Source organism: Mesorhizobium sp. ORM8.1 (assembly GCF_053005525.2).
This window is the reverse complement of the sequence record NZ_CM132600.1, coordinates 2663596-2682142: the sequence shown is the minus strand read 5'-3', so window position 1 is coordinate 2682142 and position 18547 is coordinate 2663596. Positions and strand designations below refer to the sequence as shown.

Genomic DNA, 18547 nt, shown 5'->3' with positions numbered 1-18547 from the left:
TTCCAGGAAAAGTGTGAAGCGGTTTTCCGTCCGGAATTGCGTCTAACTGAAGACTAAAAGAGATGCAGACCAATTTCTCCCTTGCCCAGCTTGCCGATCCGCATGTCGCGGAATCGGAGAAGATCCTGCGCAAATGCGTGCATTGCGGCTTCTGCACCGCCACTTGCCCGACCTATGTGACATTGGGCAACGAGTTGGATTCACCGCGCGGCCGGATTTATCTGATCAAGGACATGCTGGAGAACGGCCGGCCGGCCGACAAGGAGATCGTCACCCATATCGACCGCTGCCTGTCCTGCCTCGCCTGCATGACGACATGCCCGTCGGGCGTGAACTACATGCATCTGGTTGATCACGCCCGCGCCCACATCCAGGAGACCTACAAGCGTCCGCTGCTCGACCGGTTGACGCGCGCGCTGCTCGCCTTCGTACTGCCCTATCCAAACCGCTTCCGCGCCGCACTGAAGCTTGCAGGACTCGGCCGTCCGTTCGTTGGCTTGTTCGAAAAGCTGCCGGCGCTGAAGCCGGTCGCCGCCATGCTCAAGCTCGCGCCATCGTCGCTGCCGCCGGCATCGACAAAGGCGAAGCCGGGCGTGCATGCCGGGCAGGGGATCCAAAGGCGCGGCCGCGTTGCGATCCTCACCGGTTGCGCGCAATCGGTGCTTGATCCGGCCATCAACGACACGACCATGTCCTTGCTGACGAGGCTCGGCGTCGAAGTCGTGGTGCCGGAAGGCGAGGGCTGCTGCGGCGCGCTCGTCCATCACATGGGCCGCGAGGAAGCGGCGCTGGCGTCCGCTCGGAAAAATGTCGACGCCTGGACGCGCGCCATCGACCAGGGCGGTCTCGACGCCATCGTCATCACGGCATCCGGTTGCGGCACGACGATCAAGGACTACGGCTTCATGCTGCGTCTCGATTCGGCCTATGCCGCTAAGGCCGCGCGCGTTTCGGCTCTGGCCAAGGACATCACCGAGTATCTCGCCACGCTCGACCTGCCAGAGCCGGTCCGCAAACCCGGCACGGTCGTCGCCTATCACTCTGCCTGCTCGATGCAGCACGGCCAGAAGATCACCCGCCAACCGAAGGAGCTTCTGACCAGGGCCGGCTTCATCGTGCGCGAGCCGCGCGAGGCCCATCTGTGCTGCGGCTCCGCCGGCACCTACAACATCCTGCAGCCGGAGATTTCGGCCAAGTTACGTGATCGCAAGGTGAAAAACATCGAAGCGACCGGAGCCGAGATCGTCGCCACCGGCAACATCGGCTGCATCACCCAGATCGCGTCCGCGGCAAAGCTGCCGGTGGTGCACACGATAAAACTGCTCGACTGGGCCTATGGCGGTGAGCCGCCCAAAATGGGTTAATCGGAACCAATTCGCGCAAGACAATACGGCAATGACCGATTTGGAAACGTTGGAGATAGAAACCGTCGTCCGGTTGCTCTCGAGGACGCCGCGCCTGACAGTGCAGGCGCGCTATGAAGATTGTTCGGCAATCGTTGCCCGTCATCTAGCGGATGGATCCGGATTCCTGCTTGCGCTGATAAAGGCGGCGATCGAAGGCGACGTTCACCAGACCAATCTGATCGAAGACGCGGTCTCGTTCCTCGACGATGCGGACCTGGGCTGCCTAGCAACCTTCCTGGAGGATGCGGCCGAGCAGGGGGCTGACGTTGAAGATCTGTTGGCCCAGGCCGCGCTGCAAGCGCCCGAATTGTTCGCGGACGACGTGCTGGCTGACATTCCCGATTTTGAGGATTGGCAGGTCCACGCCGATCCTCGCTCGCCGCCGGCCTGTCACCATCTCGTATTCGAGGGCGGCTCCCCGAGTGACTCGCCTTTTCCGACGCACCACAATCACCCCACCTGGCATCTCCCAACCATTGGCGGGCCACTTACGGTTGGCGGCACCGGTTCGGCGACGTGTCCGATCTGTCGGCAGAAATTGACGCACCTGGTTACGCTGGACCGTTTTGGCGAGGATCCACCAGTATCTATTCCGAGGCTCTTGCTCGAAACCTGTGCGAATTCGCTGGAACCGACCTACTATTCGCACGACGCTGCAGGCGTGCCGACGCCGATTGCGCCGTTTCATTCCGCCGATGATTTCACGCCGGAGCCGGCCACAAGCCGGAGCACCGTACACCTGGCACTCACACCGCCGCGCTGGCTCAGGCAGTCGTGGGGCATCAGCAATTCGCGACAGAACCTGTTCCGGCTCGGCGGGCTGCCGTCATGGGTTCAGGGACCGCAATTTCCGCTGGTTCCCGGAACGAATAGGGAAATGAAATTTCTGCTGCAGTTCGACTCGCTGGCGGGATTCTTCTGGGGCAGCGGCGGCATGCTTTACATCTTCTGGGATGAGGAAAGCCGCATCACCTGCCACGTGCCGCAATACACGTAACGAGTATCGTTACTCCGCCGCGAGCTGGTCCGGCACCCCGTAGGTCGCGCGATAAAGCGCGCGCTGGCGGTTGAGCGCCACCATCGTGTTGCGCAGCAGGATCGCCACCGTGAGTGGGCCGACACCGCCCGGCACCGGCGTGATCCAGGCCGCGACCTCCTTGACGCTTTCGGTGTCGACGTCACCGACGATGCGGTTTTCGCCGTCCGGGCCGATCTCGGAATTGATGCCGATGTCGATGACACAGGCGCCTGGCTTCACCATGTCGGCCTTGATCAGCCTGGGCTTGCCGACGGCGACGAACAGCGCATCGGCGCGTCGCGCATGCGCGGCCACCGAGCGCGTCATGTGGTGGCAGACCGTCACGGTCGCGCCTTCGCTCATCAGCAGGAAGGCGATCGGCTTGCCGACGATCTCGGAATGGCCGACGACCACGACTTCGAGCCCCTTGAGGTCGAGCCCGGTCTCTTTCAGCAATTCGACCGAAGCGGCCGCCGTGCAGGGCGCCAGATCGAGCTGGTTGTAGACGATGTTGCCGATCGAGGCCGGGTGCATGCCTTCGACATCCTTGAGCGGATGCACCGCCGCCTGCAGCGTCTTGATCGGAATATGCACCGGCACCGGCCGCTGGATGATGATGCCGGTGACGCGCGGGTCGGCGTTGAGGCCGTGGATCGCGGCTTCCAGCTCGCCGGCGGTGATGGAGGCGGCGAAGCGCCGCTCCTCGAAGCTGATGCCGGCAAGCGCTGCCTTGGCGCGCTGGTTGCGTACATAGACGTCGACCGCGTCGGTGTCGCCGACGGTGATAGAGACCAGTTTTGGCGGAAAGCCTTCGGCCGTGGCGATCGCGGCGTCTTCACGCACCGAAGCGATGATGCGCTGGGCGACCGGGCCGCCTTTCAGGTAACGGCTGTCATCGGTCCGGGACATGGGTGGCACCTCTGCCTTCTAGGGCAGTTCCGGGAAAAACGCCGAGGCGATTTTCCGTGCGGAATTGCGCAAAAACCAAGATTTGTGCACTGCAATAGCAGAGGCGCCCCCTTAAATCAGCCCCGAAAGCGAAACGCCCTGCTTTCGGGGCGACCTGTCGACCTACAAACGAAAAAGGCAGCGCGGTTTCCCGTCGCTGCCTTTTCGTGACCGACCGTATCCCCACACGGCCCGTCCCCCGTTATCTCTTCACCGGTTTAAGCACATCCTGAGGGACTGCACTATGCTTTCGCGGCAACAGCTCGGACGAAAAGGTGCTGCGCCGCCTAACCGACTGATTCGCGACGACTATATCACCTCGACCGTGGTTCCGACATTGACGAGCTCGTAAAGGTCGACCACGTCCTCGTTGCGCATGCGGATGCAGCCCGATGACACCGAGCCGCCGATCGTCCAGGGCTGGTTGGTGCCATGGATCCGGTATTCGGTGGTGCCGAGATAGAGCGCGCGCGCGCCGAGCGGGTTCTCGATGCCGCCGGCCAGATAGGTCGGCAGGTAACGGCCCTTGGCCGCCTCGCGCTTGATCATCTCCGCCGGTGGGCGCCAGTCCGGCCATTGCTTCTTGTCGGTGATCTTGTGCGTGCCCGACCATTCGAAGCCCGGCTTGCCGGTGCCGACGCCATAGCGGCGCGCCTTGCCGTCCTTTTCGACCAGATAAAGGAAGTTCTGATGGGTATCGATGACGATGGTGCCCGGCTTCGCCGGTCCATCATAGGCAACTTCCTGCGGCAAATAGATCGGGTTGATCTGCGGCCGCATGACCATGCGCTTGGCCGGCTGCTGCACGGCCGCCGTGCGCTGCTGGTCGGGCTGCGCCTGGAACAGCCGGCGCAGCGGCTGTTGCGTCACCTGGCGAGTGGGACGCACGATGCCCGGCGCCTTGCCAAGCTGCAGCACCCAGGGTGCTGAAAGGTCTGGGCTGACCATCACCGGCGGCCTGTCGGCATAGCGGTCGTTGGCAAGGGAGGTCGTGGCGCCGGCGGCAAGAACCGCCGCGGCACCTAGCAGGGAACAAAACGCTGTCTTCATCGGAACGCACCTCGATCGTCGAACTCGTCCAAGGGCGGGGAGAGCCCTCTGTCTCGCGATCCTTGGCGCGAAGGGCCAAGCAAAACATGAATCGGAATGCGTAAAATGCTCACTTGTCAGTAAACCTTTTGGTGTGGTTACCGGCCGGTTCAGGAATCTGGTAAAGCCACGGTAAACGCGCCGTTCGAGCGCATTAACGAATGGATTTGCGGCCATGGGAACTGAAAATACCGGCATCCTCGACGGCCCCGACGGCAAGGCGCGCTGCTCCTGGCACGGCAATCTGCCGGACTATCTCCATTACCACGACCATGAATGGGGCCGGCCCGTAACGGACGACCGCCGGCTGTTCGAAAAGATCTGCCTCGAAGGTTTCCAGTCGGGCCTGTCCTGGCTGACCATCCTGCGCAAGCGCGAGAATTTCCGCGAGGCTTTTGCCGGCTTCGACTTCGACAAGGTGGCGCTCTTCACCGACAAGGATGTCGAGCGCCTGCTCGGCAATTCCGGCATCATCCGCCATCGCGGCAAGATCGTCTCGACCATCAACAACGCCAAGCGTGCCCGCGAGATGGTCGATGAGTTCGGCTCCTTGGCCGCCTGGTTCTGGAAATTCGAGCCGGGTCCGGACGAGCGGCCCAAGATCGTCGACCTCGCGCATCTGCGCGCCAACCCGACGACGGCGGTTTCGGTCCGGATCTCGAAGGACTTGAAGAAGCGCGGCTGGAGCTTCGTCGGCCCGACCACGGTCTATGCCTTCATGCAGGCGATGGGCCTGGTCAACGACCATCTCGAAGGCTGCTACTGCCGCAAGGAAGTGGAAGCGGAAAGGAAGAAGCTGAAGCGGCCGAAGTAGGCGCGATCTCCTCTTCTCCCCTTGTGGGAGAAGGTGGCCGCGAAGCGGCCGGATGAGGGTGTTCCAGGGAACGCCGACGCCTCACTTCACTGGAACACCCCTCATCCGTCTCGGCGCTGGCGCGCCGATCCACCTTCTCCCACAAGGGAGAAGGAAAAGAGGCGCCTACTTCTCGAACGTTCCTTTGTGCCCGCTGCCGTTGATGTTCCAGACCAGGCTGGAGCCGGACACCGTCAGCACCAGCCCGCTGAAGCCGCTATCGTCCGGCGTGTGATGGGTGGAAGCCGATCTGCGGCCGGCCGGAATGACTTCGACCGTCGAACCCTTCTTCACCCAGCAGCCTTTGCCGTACTGGTCGTTGGCGCCATAGGCGAGCGCGAACTCGAAGCTGCCGTCTTTCTTCAAGAGCAGCTCGGAGCCGACTTCCATGACGCCGCGCAGATAGTAGTGCCCGGTAAGATGGGCATCGCCGGCCTGGCAGGCATTGGCCGCAACCGGCATGGCAAGCACGAGCGCGCCAAGAACTGATGCGCGACTGAGCGCGCACGCGATTTTCATTCGCATCGCAGATCCCTCGATTGATGGAAATCAGGCGCCGCTGGCGCCGGTCAGGAACAGTCCGGCAAGGATCGCGGCCAACGCCGCGAAGGCCGGATAGATCACCAGCAGCCCGGTCATCAGCGCATCGCGCGCCGACGAGGACTGGCTTGCGTCGACTGCAACGTCGAACGGACCGGCCGGATGGCTGGCCGCTCTGAGCGCATGACCTTCGGCAGGCCGCAACCTGCCGGCCGGCTCGCGGCTGTCGATGTCTTTCGCCGTGATCATTTGCCCGAAGCCCTTGTTTCGGCGCGCTTTATGATCGTCGATTGTGTCGGCAGCATGCCGCGCCGATGGCGGAATTGTTTCGTTTTCAGCGCGGTTTGTTTCGAACGCGCAGGCGCTCTTCCTTCTCCCCTTGTGGGAGAAGGTGGCCGCGAAGCGGCCGGATGAGGGTGTTCCAGGAACGCCAACGCCTCACTCCGCTGGAACACCCCTCATCCGTCTCGGCGCTGGCGCACCGATCCACCTTCTCCCGCAAGGGGAGAAGGGAAAGTGCTCGCCCTTGCCGCCCTAACCCGCATCGTTTAGGAAACGCGCGCCCATTACCAGAAAAGATCATCCCATGGCCGACAAATCCGAAAAGACGAAAGCGCGGCTGCCGCGCGGTTTTGCCGACCGCAGCGCCGAAGACATCCGCGCCGTCGAGAAGATGATGGCGACCATCCGCTCGGTCTATGAGCTTTACGGCTTCGAGCCGGTCGATCAGCCGATGATCGAATACACCGATGCCCTGGGCAAGTTCCTGCCCGACCAGGATCGGCCGAACGAAGGCGTCTTCTCGTTCCAAGACGATGACGATCAGTGGCTGTCGTTGCGCTACGACCTGACCGCGCCGACGGCCCGCTTTGTCGCCGAGAATTTTGAAAAGCTGCCGAAGCCCTATCGCAGCTATCGTTCCGGCTGGGTGTTCCGCAACGAGAAGCCTGGCCCCGGCCGCTTCCGCCAGTTCATGCAGTTCGACGCCGACACCATCGGCACGCCCGGCGTCGCCGCCGACGCCGAAATGGCGATGATGATGGCCGACGTGATGGAAGCGCTCGGCATCAGGCGCGGCGACTACATCATCCGCGTCAACAACCGCAAGGTGCTCGACGGCGTGCTGGAGGCGATCGGCCTTGGCGGCGAGGAGAATGCAGGACGCCGGCTGACGGTGTTGCGCGCCATCGACAAGCTGGACAAGCTCGGGCCAGAAGGGGTTCGCCTGCTCTTGGGTGAGGGTCGCAAAGACGAGAGCGGTGATTTCACTAAAGGCGCCGGACTCAATGAGGCGCAGACATCAAAGCTCCTCGATGTCTTTGGGCCGGAGAAAGTTCATTCGATTCAGACGGTGCACTACGAAGGGGTGGTCCTTGACGACGATGACGTCTCTCCCAACATGGGTGAGGGGTTCAGGGTCCTCAACTCCCTTCTCATTGATGATTGGGAAGAGATCCTAGGGGAAACGGAAATTGGAAGACAGGGACTGGAAGAACTCAGACAAATAGCTGCACTGCTAACGGCTTCCGGATATGGAACCAAACGAGTGAGGATCAGTCCCTCCGTCGTGCGCGGCCTCGAATACTACACCGGCCCGGTCTTCGAAGCCGAGCTGCTGGCGGAAATCCCCAATGAGGACGGCCAGATCGTACGCTTCGGCTCGGTCGGCGGCGGTGGTCGCTATGACGGGCTGGTCTCGCGCTTCCGCGGCGAGCCGGTGCCGGCGACCGGCTTCTCCATCGGCGTGTCCCGTCTGATGACGGCGCTGAAGAATCTCGGCAAGCTCGACATCTCCGATGTTATCGCCCCGGTCGTCGTTCTCGTCATGGACAAGGACACGGAGAGCCTCGGCCGCTACCAGAAGATGGTCGCCGATCTGCGCGCCGCCGGCATCCGCTCCGAAATGTATCTCGGTGGCGCCGGCATGAAGGCGCAGCTGAAATACGCCGACCGCCGCGGCAGCCCGGTCGCCATCATCCAGGGCGGCGACGAGCGCGCCAAAGGCGAGTTGCAGATCAAGGATTTGATCGAAGGCGCGCGCATGTCCGCCGAGATCATCGACAATGCCGAATGGCGCGCCGCAAGGCCGGCGCAGGTGACGGTGGCGGAAAGCGAGCTGGTCGCCGAGGTGAGGAAAATCCTGGCGGCGCAGGCGGCCGATCGCGCGAAAGGTGGCGCTTGAGCCCCCTCTCTGGCCTGCCGGCCATCTCCCCCTCAAGGGTGGAGATTGGATGTCGCCTATGCTTTCGCCAATCTCCAGCGCCGAAGGAAGGCGCTGCGCTTTGAACTGCTGATCTCCCCCTTGAGGGGGAGATGTCCGGCAGGACAGAGAGGGGGGCCTCGCGCCAAGCCTATCGATGACCTTCCGCCCCGCCATCGCCACCGCCATCACCGACCTCTTCGCCACTCGCGACACCCATGCGGTCGAAGTCGCCGTGCTGCAGCCGGCCGATCCGTTCCTCGACATGGCTGGCGAAGACTTGCGCCGCCGCGTCTTCCTGACCGAGAGCGAGACCGGCAAGACGCTGTGCCTGCGCCCGGAATTCACCATTCCGGTCTGCCTTGACCACATATCCAGCCAGGCCGGCACACCGCGTCGCTACTCTTATCTCGGCGAGGTCTTTCGCCAGCGCCGCGAGGGCGGCAACGAGTTCTTCCAGGCCGGCATCGAGGATCTCGGTGATCGCGACATAGCAGCCGCCGATGCCCGCTCGCTCGCCGACGCGCATGCGCTGCTGTCGCTGGTGCTGCCAGGGCAGAAGCTGGCGATCACGCTCGGCGACCAGACACTGTTCGAAGCGGTGCTGGCAGCCCTTGGCCTGCCGCGCGGCTGGCGCATGCGGCTGGCGCGTGCCTTCGGCTCGGCGCCGATGCTGGAGGCCGCCCTGGCCGATCTCGCCAACCCGCCGCGCAACAGCCAGCTTGCCGGGCCGGTCGCCATGCTGGTGCTCGACGGCGATGCGGAGGCTCTTGCCGCGCATATCGCCGACGGTATGGAACAGGCTGGCCTTTCCGCCTCGTCCGGGCGCGCGCCGGCCGACATCGCCAGGCGGCTGATCGAGAAGGCGGAACTGCGGAGCGTCAGGCTGTCGAACGAAGCCTTCTCGGCGTTGAAAGGCTTTCTCGAGATCGACGTCACGCTGGGTGAAGCGACCGCCGAGCTCGAAAACTTCGCCGTCGGCGCCGGCCTGTCGCTAGGCCCGGCCCTGGAGAATTTCGCCACCCGCGCCAAGGCGATCGAAGCCCATGGCCTGCCGGCGGCAAGCATCCGCTACGACGCCGCCTTCGGCCGGCCGCTCGATTATTACACCGGTCTGGTCTTCGAGATCGCGGCGGAAGGTGGCGACCGCGCGCTCGCCGGCGGCGGCCGCTACGACCGGCTGCTGACGCTGCTCGGCGCCAAGAAGCCGATTCCCGGCGTGGGCTTCTCGGTCTGGCTCGACCGCATCGAGGCTTTGCGGGAGAACGCCAGATGATCACGCTGGCGATCCCGTCGAAAGGCCGTCTCAAGGAACAGTCGCTGGAAGTGCTGGCCAAGTCCGGCCTCGCCGTCGCTTTGCCGGAGGACGACCGCAAATACCGCGCCCGCATCGATGGCCTCGACAATGTCGAAGTGGCCTTCCTGTCGGCGTCCGAGATAGCCGGCGAGATCGGTCAAGGGGCTGTCGACCTCGGCATCACCGGCGAGGACCTGGTGCGCGAGAACCTCGCCGACTGGGAAGCGAGTGCCGAAATTGTCGCCCGTCTTGGCTTCGGCCATGCCGATGTCGTGGTCGCGGTGCCCGACATATGGCTCGATGTCGAGAGTATGGCCGATCTCGACGATGTCGCCGCTGATTTCCGCCAGCGCCATGGCCGGCGCTTGCGCATTGCCACCAAATACTGGCGGCTGACGCAGCAGTTCTTCTCGCTGAAGCACGGCATCCAGGTCTACCGCATCGTCGAAAGCCTCGGCGCCACCGAGGGCGCGCCGGCAGCGGGGCTGGCCGACGTCATCGTCGACATCACCACCACCGGCTCGACGCTGCGCGCCAACCATCTCAAGGTGCTCGGCGACGGCACGATCCTGAACTCGCAGGCCTGCCTCGTGGCGTCCAGAAAAGATCGTGCGCCGGCGGATGAAGCCGTGCTTCGCGACATCGCCGCGAAGATGGGTGCCCTCCCTCCTTCCTGAGGACCGGGAACCACCCATACCAACGGCGGGTTTCCTCTACCCCGGCAGGCTGATAGGTTGGCCTATCCCGAGGAGGAGACGGCGATGGCGATCAAACTCGACGAACTCCAGAACGCCACCAATCTGCGGGGGCGCAAATCGCGTGGCACCTTCATTGCCCCGGTGGACGGCACGGCGCATGTCTCGGGCGACCGCTCGGTGCCGCTGCTCGATAAGACCATCCCGCAGCTGTTCTCCGACACCGCAAGCAAATACGCCACGCAAGACGCCGCCGTTTTCGTCGGCCAGGACAAGCGCTTCACCTGGGGCGAGCTGTCGGACACGGTCGACGCTTTGGCCGCCGGCTTCCTGGCGCTCGGCCTGGAAAAGGGCGACCGCGTCGGCATCTGGTCGCCCAACCGCTGGGAATGGCTGGTGACCCAATTCGCCACTGCGCGCATCGGCCTGATCCTGGTCAACATCAACCCGGCCTACCGGCTGACCGAGCTCGAATATGCGCTGAACAAGGTCGCTTGCCGGGCGCTGGTCACCGCCGCGCTGTTCAAGACCTCCGACTATCTCGGCATGATAGAGACGCTGGCGCCGGAACTCGCCACCGCGGAGCCCGGCAAGCTGAAGGCAAAAAAGCTGCCCTCGCTCGAAATCGTCATCCGCATGGGCGACGACAACTCGCCCGGCATGTTCAATTTCGGCGACGTGCTGGCCATGGCCGGGCGCGACGAGCATGACAGCCTCGACCGCATCTCGGAGAGCCTGAAGCCGAATGAGGCGATCAACATCCAGTTCACGTCGGGCACCACCGGCGCGCCGAAGGGCGCGACGCTGACGCATTTGAACATCGTCAACAACGGCAATTTCGTCACCTCGGCGATCAAGCTGACCGTCGACGACCGGCTCTGCATCCCGGTGCCGCTCTATCACTGCTTCGGCATGTCGATGGGCACGATGGGCTGCGTTTCCAAGGGCGCGACCATGGTCTTCCCGGGCGAGGGTTTCGATGCCGGCGCGACGCTCAAGGCCGTGGCACAGGAGCGCTGCACAGGGCTCTACGGCGTGCCGACGATGTTCGTCGCCATGCTCGACCATGCCGACTTCGCCAGCTTCGATCTTTCCAGCCTGCGCACCGGCATCATGGCCGGCTCGCCTTGCCCGATCGAGGTGATGAAGAAGGTGGTGTCGCTGATGCATATGTCCGAGGTGACCATCGCCTACGGCATGACCGAGACCAGCCCGGTCTCTTTCCAGAGCAGCGTGGACGACCCGCTGGAAAAGCGCGTCTCAACCGTTGGCCGCATCCATCCGCATGTCGAGGTCAAGGCCGTCGGCGCCGACGGCTCGACCGTGGCGGTCGGCGCGCCGGGCGAGCTCTGCACACGCGGCTACTCGGTGATGAAGGGTTATTGGGACGACGCGGAAAAGACGCGCGAGGCGATCGATGCCGACGGCTGGATGCACACCGGCGACCTCGCCACTATCGACCCCGAGGGCTATTGCAACATCGTTGGCCGGGTGAAGGACATGGTCATTCGCGGCGGCGAGAACGTCTATCCGCGCGAGGTCGAGGAATTCCTCTACCGCCACCCCAAGATCAAGGAAGTCCAGGTCTTCGGCATTCCCGACGCCAAATATGGCGAGGAGCTTTGCGCCTGGATCGTGTTGAAGCCCGGCCAGATCGCCACCGAGCAGGAGATCAAGGCTTTCTGCGCCGACCAGATCGCCCACTACAAGATCCCACGCTACATCCGCTTCCGTACCGAATTGCCGATGACGGTAACCGGCAAGCCGCAGAAGTTCCTGATGCGTGATGCGATGGTCGAGGAACTCGGGCTGGTGGCGCAAAAGACGGCGTGAAACTGGATTGACCCGAAATAGTCAGTCTTTGAAAACGCGCCCAAGGCGCGAACTGCCAACCATGCTTGTTTGGACGGGCGAATGGATAACGAGTTTCCAAATTTCGCGGCGCTGAAAGCCGCCAAAACCGAAAACGTAGACTTTCGCATCGTCATCCGGCGCGGCGCCCGAACCGGCAATGCGATCGTTATGGCCCCCCATGGCGGGAAAATCGAACCCCGCACATCCATGATCACCGAGACGATAGCAGGGCGCGATCTCGATATGTATTGCTTCGAAGGCCTCATGCCGGATGCCAATCGAGAGCTTCACATAACATCCAGGAACTTCGACGAGGAATCCGCGCTCGAACTGTTGCGGACAAAGTCCACGGTCGTCGCTATCCACGGTCGCCAGGATCGGGAAGATCCCTCGACAGTCTACATGGGGGGCAAGGACGAGGCGTTGGTTTCAGAGATAGTCGAGCATCTGCGGCAGGCCGGCTTCAAGACACAAAATGATAACCATCCGTTTCCCGGTATCCAGGATACGAACATCGTCAACCGAGGACTGACGGGGAGGGGCGCACAACTGGAAATACCCTTCTCGCTGCGCCGTCGACTCGGGAGCGAGCCGGAACTTCTGGAAAAATTCTGTGGAGCTGTTCGCAAGGCAATCGAGATATTCGATGCCCGAAATGGTGTTCAATCCTGGGCCGTGTCCTAGCTGGAGGAACCGTTTTCCCGCCGTGCCCGCCCTGCCGAGCGGCTCGTCGTTTCATGGACGAACCGCTCGAGGAATCTCAGGCTGCCGTCGAATAATCCGTGTAGCCCCTGGCGTTGCCACCATAGAACGTCGCCTTGTCCGGGACGTTCAGTTCGACATTCTGCTTCAACCGGCTGACAAGGTCGGGATTGGCGATGAACAGCTTGCCGAAGGCGACAAGATCGGCGTAGCCGTCGGCCACGGCCTTCTCGGCCAACTGCTTGTCATAGCCATTGTTCACCAGCCATGCCCCGCTTCCACCGGTCTTGCGATAGGCGGCCTTGAGCTCCGCGTAGTCGAACGGCCTGTCGCCTTGGCTGAAGTCGCGCGCGCCGCCGGTCGCTCCTTCGACGATATGGACATAGGCCAGGCCGCGGCCGCCCAGGCCGGCGACCACATGGTTGAACAGCGGCTGCGGGTCGGCATCCGAAGTGTCGTTGGCGGGCGTCACCGGCGACAGCCTGATCCCGGTCTTGCCGGCGCCGATCGCACCGGTGACCGCGTCGACCACCTCGAACAGCAGGCGCGTCCGGTTCTCGATGGAACCGCCATAATTGTCGTTGCGATGGTTGGTGCCCGAGCGCAGGAACTGGTCGATGAGGTAGCCGTTGGCGCCATGGATCTCGACGCCGTCGAAGCCTGCTTCCTCGATCGCCGCCTTGGCGGCGCGGCGGAAATCATCGACGATGCCGGGCAGTTCGGTCGCATCGAGCGCGCGCGGCTCGGAAGTTTCGACGAACTCGCCGGCGCCATCCGGCTTGACCAGATAGGTCTTGGATTTTGCCTTGATCGCCGATGGCGCCACCGGCTTGCCGCCGCCGGGCTGCAGCGTGTTGTGCGAGATGCGACCGACATGCCAGAGCTGGACCACGATCTTGCCGCCGCGCGCATGCACGGCGTCGGTGACACGTTTCCAGCCGGCAAGCTGTTCCGCGCCATAAAGACCGGGCACATCAGCATAGCCTTGGCCCTGATGGCTGATGGCGGTGGCTTCCGTCACGATCAATCCAGCCGTGGCGCGCTGGCTGTAATAGGTGACCGCGAGGTCGCCGGGCACCGCATTGGGTGAGCGATTGCGCGTCAGCGGCGCCATGACGATGCGGTTCGCCAGCGTCAGGTCGCCAGCGCGCAGAGGATCAAACAGGGTAGTCATGAGAAATGCCTTTCATGCATTCTTGGGGGCGGGGAAGGATTGTCAGAGATCGGACAGGGCGGCCTGAAAGGCGGCGATGGTTTCTTCGTTGCGCTTGTAGAATACCCATTGACCGACCCGTCGGGTGGTGACGAGGTCGGCCGACGCCAGCGTCGCCAGATGCGCCGAGACGCTCGACTGCGCCAGGCCGCGATTGTCGAACTGGCTGGCGCAGACACCCATCTCGAGCGGATGCGCCTGTTCGGCGAAGTGCTGTTCAGGCTCCTTCAGCCACGCCAGCACATCGCGCCGAAACGGATGCGCCAGCGCCTTCAATATGATGTCGTTGTCCATCTTCACCTGCATCGATCTCACCCGATACATAGATCGGGCAGAGACGATATGGCAGGAAATCCATGCCATTGTTGACGGCAATTGGAGAAAGTCGCTGCCTTACACGGCCACAGGCCGGAACGGACGAGCGCAAATGGCAGGTACTTCAGAGATGGTCTGCCACGGCCTCTCAAGCCGCCAGCACGGCCTGGTCCAGCCCGCGGATAATCCGCGCCAGCTCCACGCACTCGTCCTGGCGAGCCCTGTTGCGGCGCCATGCCAGGCAGATCATGCGCTGCGGCATCGGATCCTGGAAGGGCACGATTCGCAAGTCCGGCATGACGCCGGCAGCGCTTGCCGCCATTTCCGGCACCAGCGTGACGCCGAGCCCATGCGCCACCATCTGCAGCAGCGTGGTGAGGCTGGTCGCGCCATAGCTTGCCATCGCCACCGGCCGGACATTGCCGCAGACGGCCAGCGCCTGCTCGCGCAGGCAGTGCCCTTCCTCCAGCAGCATCAGCCGTTCCAGCGCCGGGCTTTCCGGCGGCACCGGCGGTGAAGCGAAGGCCGGGTCGCCGGTCGGCACGGCGAGGAAGAAGCGGTCGGGGAACAGATCTTCGGTGACGAGACCCGGATGATCGAGCGGCAGCGCGGCGATGAAGGCGTCGAGCCGGCCTGAAACCGCGTCCTCGACCAGCGATGCGGTCACCGCCTCGCGCAATTCGAGCTGCAGCACCGGATACTGCTTCTTCAGTTCCGGCAGCACATGCGGCAACAAATAGGGCGCGACCGTCGGAATGATGCCCAGGCGGAAACGGCCTTCCATGGAAGGGCGGCCCCGCCGCGCCGTCGTCTCGACGTCACGTATGTCGGCCAGGATGCGTTCGATGCGCGGCCGCAAGGCAAGCGCCTCGTCGGTCATGCGCACCGTCTTGCCGCCGCGCTCGAACAACAGGCAGCTCAGCCGCGCCTCCATTTCCGCGATCTGCGCGGAGAGCGCCGGCTGACTGACGCCGGCGAGCTTGGCGGCGCGGCCGAAATGCAGCGTCTGCGCCAGCGCGTCGAAATATTGCATCTGTCGGACAGTGAGGCCAATCATAAGCAAAGGTTATCAAAACAAACAGGAAAGGCAATTTGTCTTTATCGTCCGGCCGCCTTAGTCTGGAATCATTCCAGATCGGCGCGGGGCGCTTTCAGCCCCGACAGCTCGGCAAAACCTCGGCAAAAAATCGGAGACGAAGATGGACGCGAAAACCGACGACAACAGCGCGGGCAAGTGCCCCGTGGCGCATGGATCCACGGCGAGGACCAATCGTGACTGGTGGCCGAACCAGCTCGACCTTGCCGTTCTACACCAGCAGTCGAACCTCTCGGACCCGATGGGCGAGGATTTCGACTACGCCAAGGAATTCGCCAGCCTCGACCTCGATGCGGTGATCAAGGATTTGCACAAGGTCATGACGGATTCGCAGGACTGGTGGCCGGCCGATTTCGGCCATTACGGCCCGCTCTTCATCCGCATGGCCTGGCATAGCGCCGGCACCTACCGCATCGGCGACGGCCGCGGCGGCGCGGGTGCGGGCCAGCAGCGGTTCGCGCCGCTGAACAGCTGGCCGGACAACGCCAATCTCGACAAGGCGCGCCGGCTGTTGTGGCCGGTCAAGCAGAAATACGGCCGCAAGATCTCCTGGGCCGACCTGTTGATCCTTACCGGCAATGTCGCGCTGGAATCGATGGGCTTCAAGACCTTCGGCTTCGCCGGCGGCCGCGCCGACGTCTGGGAACCCGAACAAGATGTGGACTGGGGTTCGGAAACCAAGTGGCTTGACGACAAGCGCTATTCCGGCGATCGCGAGCTCAGCGGCCATCTCGGCGCTGTCCAGATGGGCCTGATCTACGTCAACCCGGAAGGCCCGAACGGCAAGCCCGATCCGCTGGCCTCGGCCCGTGATATCAGGGAAACCTTCGGCCGCATGGCCATGAATGACGAGGAAACCGTGGCGCTGATCGCCGGCGGCCACACCTTCGGCAAGACGCACGGCGCCGGCGATGCGTCGCTGGTTGGCGCGGAGCCGGAAGGCGCCGGCATCGAGGCGCAGGGCCTCGGCTGGTCGAGCAAGCACGCCTCCGGCGTTGCCGGCGACGCCATCACTTCGGGCCTCGAGGTGACATGGACGACGACGCCGACCAAGTGGAGCAACAATTTCTTCGACAACCTGTTCAACTACGAATGGGAGCTGACGAAGAGCCCGGCCGGCGCCCATCAGTGGACGCCGAAAGGCGGCGCCGGCGCCGGCACGGTCCCGGACGCGCACGATCCGTCGAAGAGCCGCGCGCCGGCGATGCTCACCACCGACCTCGCGCTGCGCGTCGACCCGGCCTATGAGAAGATCTCGCGCCGCTTCCATGAGCATCCGGACCAGTTTGCCGACGCCTTCGCTCGCGCCTGGTTCAAGCTCACCCATCGCGACATGGGTCCTGTCGCGCGCTATCTCGGGCCGCTCGTGCCGAAGGAAGAGCTGATCTGGCAGGATCAATCCCGGCCATCGACCATGAACTGGTCGGCGAGGCTGACATCGCTTCGCTGAAGGCGAAGATCCTGGCGTCCGGCCTCTCGGTCTCCGAGCTGGTCTCGACCGCTTGGGCTTCAGCCTCGACCTTCCGCAACTCCGACAAGCGCGGCGGCGCCAATGGCGGCCGCATTCGCCTTGAGCCGCAGAAGGACTGGGAGGTCAACCAGCCGGCCCAACTTTCGAAGGTGCTGGCCAAGCTTGAAGCCATCCAGACCGAGTTCAACGCGGCGCAGGCCGGCAACAAGAAGGTCTCGCTCGCCGACCTCATCGTGCTTGGCGGCGCCGCCGCTGTCGAGAAGGCCGCCAAGGATGGCGGTGAACCGGTGAATGTGCCGTTCACGCCGGGCCGCATGGATGCTTCTCAAGAGCAGACGGATGTCCACTCCTTCGCCGCGCTCGAGCCGAAGGTCGACGGCTTCCGCAACTATGTCAGAGGCAAGCCGCCGATGTCGGTTGAGGCGATGCTCGTCGATCGAGCGCAACTGCTTGGCCTGACGGCGCCGGAGATGACGGTGCTGGTCGGCGGCCTGCGCGTGCTCGGCGCCAATGTTGGAGGCTCCAAGCGTGGTGTGTTCACCGACAAGCCTGGCACGCTGACCAACGACTTCTTCGTCAACCTGCTCTCGATGGCGACTGTCTGGGATCCGGCGGCCGGCTCGACCCCGGGTTCGGACGAGGTCTACGAAGCGCGCGACCGCAAGACCAAGCAGGTGAAGTGGACCGGCACGCGCGCCGACCTGATCTTCGGCTCGCACGCACAGCTGCGCGCGTTGTCCGAGGTCTACGGTTCGGGTGACGCCAAGGCGAAGTTCGTCAAGGATTTCGTCAAGGCATGGACCAAGGTGATGAACGCCGACCGCTTCGAGATCGCCGCGAAGTAGGTCGTATCCTCCCAGGAAAAAGGCGCGGGGTCCTGCCCGCGCCTTTTTCGTTCGGCCTTGGAGGCCGTTCAGTTTTTCTCGAAGACGCCCGCCTTGGCGACGACGCCGGCAATGGCGCCGCCGATCAGCGGCGCAACGATGAACAGCCAGAGCTGGCTGAGCGCAGCACCCCCGGTGAACAGCGCCGGGCCGATCGAGCGCGCCGGATTGACCGAGGTGCCGGTCACCGGGATCATGGCGAAGTGGATGCCCGCCAGCGTCAGGCCGATCACCAGCCCGGCAAAAGCGGTGGTATGCTTGGCGTTGGTGACGCCGAGGATCACGGTGACGAAGGTGAAGGTGCCGATCAGCTCCCACAGGAAGGCCGAGCTCATGCCCCATTTGGCCTCGTCCCAGCCATTGGCGCCGAAGCCGCCGGTGTGGCCGCCGGCCTGGCCGGAAACGATGATCCACAGCGCCAGCGAGGCGATGATGGCGCCGATGATCTGCGCGATCCAGTAGGGGATGACATCCTTGGCCGGCATCCGCCCCGCCAGGAACACGCCCAGCGTCACTGCCGGGTTGAGATGCGCGCCCGAGATCGGGCCGATCGCATAGGCCGCCGCGATCAGGCCGATGCCGAACGCCAGGCCGATGCCTTCCTGGCCAAGCGGCAGCGCGCCGCCGAAGCCGCCCGTGACCACGGAGGCCGTGCCGATGAACACCAACAAGAACGTGCCGAGAACTTCTGCCAGATAAGTCTTCATTGCCCTCTCCTCATAGGACCCGCCTGAACCGCGTTGCTCGCGTCGCGAATCACCGGCGAAAGAGTATTCCTACCGGTGAATCTTGAAAAGCACGGTGGTTAAGCCAGGCGGCTTGCTTGCGCGCGCCAGTTGATTGCATTAGGGGCGATCATGTATTGCTGAAACTGCTCAAACCTTCTTGCGGATCAGGCAATTCATGTTGCCGGTCCGGTTTCCAGCATCGGCTGTTTCGCCGGGCTCGGAGGGCGACGCATGAGCG

General features: G+C 63.7%; 16 protein-coding genes and 1 pseudogene. 9 read left to right on the top strand and 8 right to left on the bottom strand.

The window, feature by feature from the left end; all coding sequences use genetic code 11:
• The first annotated feature begins 62 nt into the window (after positions 1-62).
• Both glcF and ACVDG8_RS13675 read left to right on the top strand, forming a co-directional pair.
• On the top strand, positions 63-1364 hold the full coding sequence (gene glcF / locus ACVDG8_RS13680; RefSeq protein WP_447255117.1) for a glycolate oxidase subunit GlcF: 1302 nt from the start codon (positions 63-65) through the stop codon (positions 1362-1364).
• 31 nt (positions 1365-1395) lie between these two features.
• Entirely contained in the window at positions 1396-2403 is a 1008-nt protein-coding gene (locus ACVDG8_RS13675) for a hypothetical protein (RefSeq protein WP_447255116.1), read from the top strand.
• A 9-nt stretch (positions 2404-2412) separates the two neighbouring features.
• Here the strand turns inward: ACVDG8_RS13675 and ACVDG8_RS13670 are convergent, their stop codons facing one another.
• Both ACVDG8_RS13670 and ACVDG8_RS13665 read right to left on the bottom strand, forming a co-directional pair.
• Complete coding sequence (locus ACVDG8_RS13670) at positions 2413-3333, bottom strand: bifunctional 5,10-methylenetetrahydrofolate dehydrogenase/5,10-methenyltetrahydrofolate cyclohydrolase (protein WP_447255115.1); 921 nt, start codon at positions 3331-3333, stop codon at positions 2413-2415.
• Positions 3334-3681: 348 nt separating this feature from the next.
• On the bottom strand, positions 3682-4422 hold the full coding sequence (locus ACVDG8_RS13665) for a L,D-transpeptidase (RefSeq protein ID WP_447255114.1): 741 nt from the start codon (positions 4420-4422) through the stop codon (positions 3682-3684).
• Between the two features lie 214 nt (positions 4423-4636).
• On the opposite strand from ACVDG8_RS13665, the gene ACVDG8_RS13660 reads away from it, so the two are divergent.
• A complete protein-coding gene (locus tag ACVDG8_RS13660; protein ID WP_447255113.1) occupies positions 4637-5275 on the top strand; it encodes a DNA-3-methyladenine glycosylase I in 639 nt (212 codons plus the stop codon).
• A gap of 165 nt (positions 5276-5440) precedes the next feature.
• Here the strand turns inward: ACVDG8_RS13660 and ACVDG8_RS13655 are convergent, their stop codons facing one another.
• Both ACVDG8_RS13655 and ACVDG8_RS13650 read right to left on the bottom strand, forming a co-directional pair.
• A complete protein-coding gene (locus tag ACVDG8_RS13655; RefSeq protein ID WP_447255112.1) occupies positions 5441-5833 on the bottom strand; it encodes a hypothetical protein in 393 nt (130 codons plus the stop codon).
• A gap of 30 nt (positions 5834-5863) precedes the next feature.
• Positions 5864-6103 carry a hypothetical protein gene (locus ACVDG8_RS13650; RefSeq protein WP_447255111.1) on the bottom strand — a complete coding sequence of 80 codons (240 nt, stop codon included), beginning with the start codon at positions 6101-6103 and terminating at the stop codon, positions 5864-5866.
• Between the two features lie 337 nt (positions 6104-6440).
• Between ACVDG8_RS13650 and hisS the strand changes: the two genes are divergently transcribed.
• The 5 genes from hisS to ACVDG8_RS13625 all read left to right on the top strand — a co-directional run bounded on the left by hisS (position 6441) and on the right by ACVDG8_RS13625 (position 12584).
• Positions 6441-8036, top strand: a complete 1596-nt coding sequence (gene hisS / locus ACVDG8_RS13645; protein WP_447255110.1) for a histidine--tRNA ligase — start codon at positions 6441-6443, stop codon at positions 8034-8036.
• 175 nt (positions 8037-8211) lie between these two features.
• Positions 8212-9330, top strand: coding sequence for an ATP phosphoribosyltransferase regulatory subunit (locus ACVDG8_RS13640; protein WP_447255109.1), 1119 nt, complete (start codon positions 8212-8214; stop codon positions 9328-9330).
• Positions 9327-10028, top strand: coding sequence for an ATP phosphoribosyltransferase (gene hisG, locus ACVDG8_RS13635; RefSeq protein ID WP_447255108.1), 702 nt, complete (start codon positions 9327-9329; stop codon positions 10026-10028). Before ACVDG8_RS13640 ends, hisG begins: the two co-directional genes overlap by 4 nt.
• 84 nt (positions 10029-10112) lie before the next feature.
• The gene (locus tag ACVDG8_RS13630; protein ID WP_455707751.1) at positions 10113-11879 is read left to right on the top strand and encodes an AMP-binding protein; all 1767 of its coding nucleotides are present in this window, start codon (positions 10113-10115) and stop codon (positions 11877-11879) included.
• An 81-nt stretch (positions 11880-11960) separates the two neighbouring features.
• Positions 11961-12584, top strand: coding sequence for a poly-gamma-glutamate hydrolase family protein (locus ACVDG8_RS13625; RefSeq protein ID WP_447255107.1), 624 nt, complete (start codon positions 11961-11963; stop codon positions 12582-12584).
• Positions 12585-12660: 76 nt separating this feature from the next.
• On the opposite strand, the gene ACVDG8_RS13620 is transcribed toward ACVDG8_RS13625, so the two are convergent.
• The 3 genes from ACVDG8_RS13620 to ACVDG8_RS13610 form a co-directional block, all read right to left on the bottom strand.
• Complete coding sequence (locus ACVDG8_RS13620; RefSeq protein ID WP_447255106.1) at positions 12661-13776, bottom strand: alkene reductase; 1116 nt, start codon at positions 13774-13776, stop codon at positions 12661-12663.
• 42 nt (positions 13777-13818) lie between these two features.
• On the bottom strand, positions 13819-14109 hold the full coding sequence (locus tag ACVDG8_RS13615; RefSeq protein ID WP_447257340.1) for an ArsR/SmtB family transcription factor: 291 nt from the start codon (positions 14107-14109) through the stop codon (positions 13819-13821).
• A 169-nt stretch (positions 14110-14278) separates the two neighbouring features.
• Positions 14279-15187 carry a hydrogen peroxide-inducible genes activator gene (locus ACVDG8_RS13610; protein ID WP_447257339.1) on the bottom strand — a complete coding sequence of 303 codons (909 nt, stop codon included), beginning with the start codon at positions 15185-15187 and terminating at the stop codon, positions 14279-14281.
• Positions 15188-15329: 142 nt separating this feature from the next.
• On the opposite strand from ACVDG8_RS13610, the pseudogene katG reads away from it, so the two are divergent.
• Positions 15330-17542 (top strand): annotated as a pseudogene (katG, locus tag ACVDG8_RS13605) (catalase/peroxidase HPI).
• A 68-nt stretch (positions 17543-17610) separates the two neighbouring features.
• Here the strand turns inward: katG and ACVDG8_RS13600 are convergent.
• On the bottom strand, positions 17611-18288 hold the full coding sequence (locus ACVDG8_RS13600; protein WP_447255104.1) for an MIP family channel protein: 678 nt from the start codon (positions 18286-18288) through the stop codon (positions 17611-17613).
• Positions 18289-18547: the final 259 nt, after the last annotated feature.

Coding starts and splice junctions, on each gene's coding strand:
- ACVDG8_RS13650 (WP_447255111.1), bottom strand. CDS start 6,103: ATGATCACGGCGAAAGACATCGACAGCCGCGAGCCGGCCGGCAGGTTG.
- ACVDG8_RS13600 (WP_447255104.1), bottom strand. CDS start 18,288: ATGAAGACTTATCTGGCAGAAGTTCTCGGCACGTTCTTGTTGGTGTTC.
- glcF (WP_447255117.1), top strand. CDS start 63: ATGCAGACCAATTTCTCCCTTGCCCAGCTTGCCGATCCGCATGTCGCG.
- ACVDG8_RS13665 (WP_447255114.1), bottom strand. CDS start 4,422: ATGAAGACAGCGTTTTGTTCCCTGCTAGGTGCCGCGGCGGTTCTTGCC.
- ACVDG8_RS13610 (WP_447257339.1), bottom strand. CDS start 15,187: ATGATTGGCCTCACTGTCCGACAGATGCAATATTTCGACGCGCTGGCG.
- hisG (WP_447255108.1), top strand. CDS start 9,327: ATGATCACGCTGGCGATCCCGTCGAAAGGCCGTCTCAAGGAACAGTCG.
- ACVDG8_RS13660 (WP_447255113.1), top strand. CDS start 4,637: ATGGGAACTGAAAATACCGGCATCCTCGACGGCCCCGACGGCAAGGCG.
- ACVDG8_RS13620 (WP_447255106.1), bottom strand. CDS start 13,776: ATGACTACCCTGTTTGATCCTCTGCGCGCTGGCGACCTGACGCTGGCG.
- ACVDG8_RS13670 (WP_447255115.1), bottom strand. CDS start 3,333: ATGTCCCGGACCGATGACAGCCGTTACCTGAAAGGCGGCCCGGTCGCC.
- ACVDG8_RS13630 (WP_455707751.1), top strand. CDS start 10,113: ATGGCGATCAAACTCGACGAACTCCAGAACGCCACCAATCTGCGGGGG.
- ACVDG8_RS13655 (WP_447255112.1), bottom strand. CDS start 5,833: ATGAAAATCGCGTGCGCGCTCAGTCGCGCATCAGTTCTTGGCGCGCTC.
- ACVDG8_RS13615 (WP_447257340.1), bottom strand. CDS start 14,109: ATGGACAACGACATCATATTGAAGGCGCTGGCGCATCCGTTTCGGCGC.
- ACVDG8_RS13640 (WP_447255109.1), top strand. CDS start 8,212: ATGACCTTCCGCCCCGCCATCGCCACCGCCATCACCGACCTCTTCGCC.
- ACVDG8_RS13625 (WP_447255107.1), top strand. CDS start 11,961: ATGGATAACGAGTTTCCAAATTTCGCGGCGCTGAAAGCCGCCAAAACC.
- hisS (WP_447255110.1), top strand. CDS start 6,441: ATGGCCGACAAATCCGAAAAGACGAAAGCGCGGCTGCCGCGCGGTTTT.
- ACVDG8_RS13675 (WP_447255116.1), top strand. CDS start 1,396: ATGACCGATTTGGAAACGTTGGAGATAGAAACCGTCGTCCGGTTGCTC.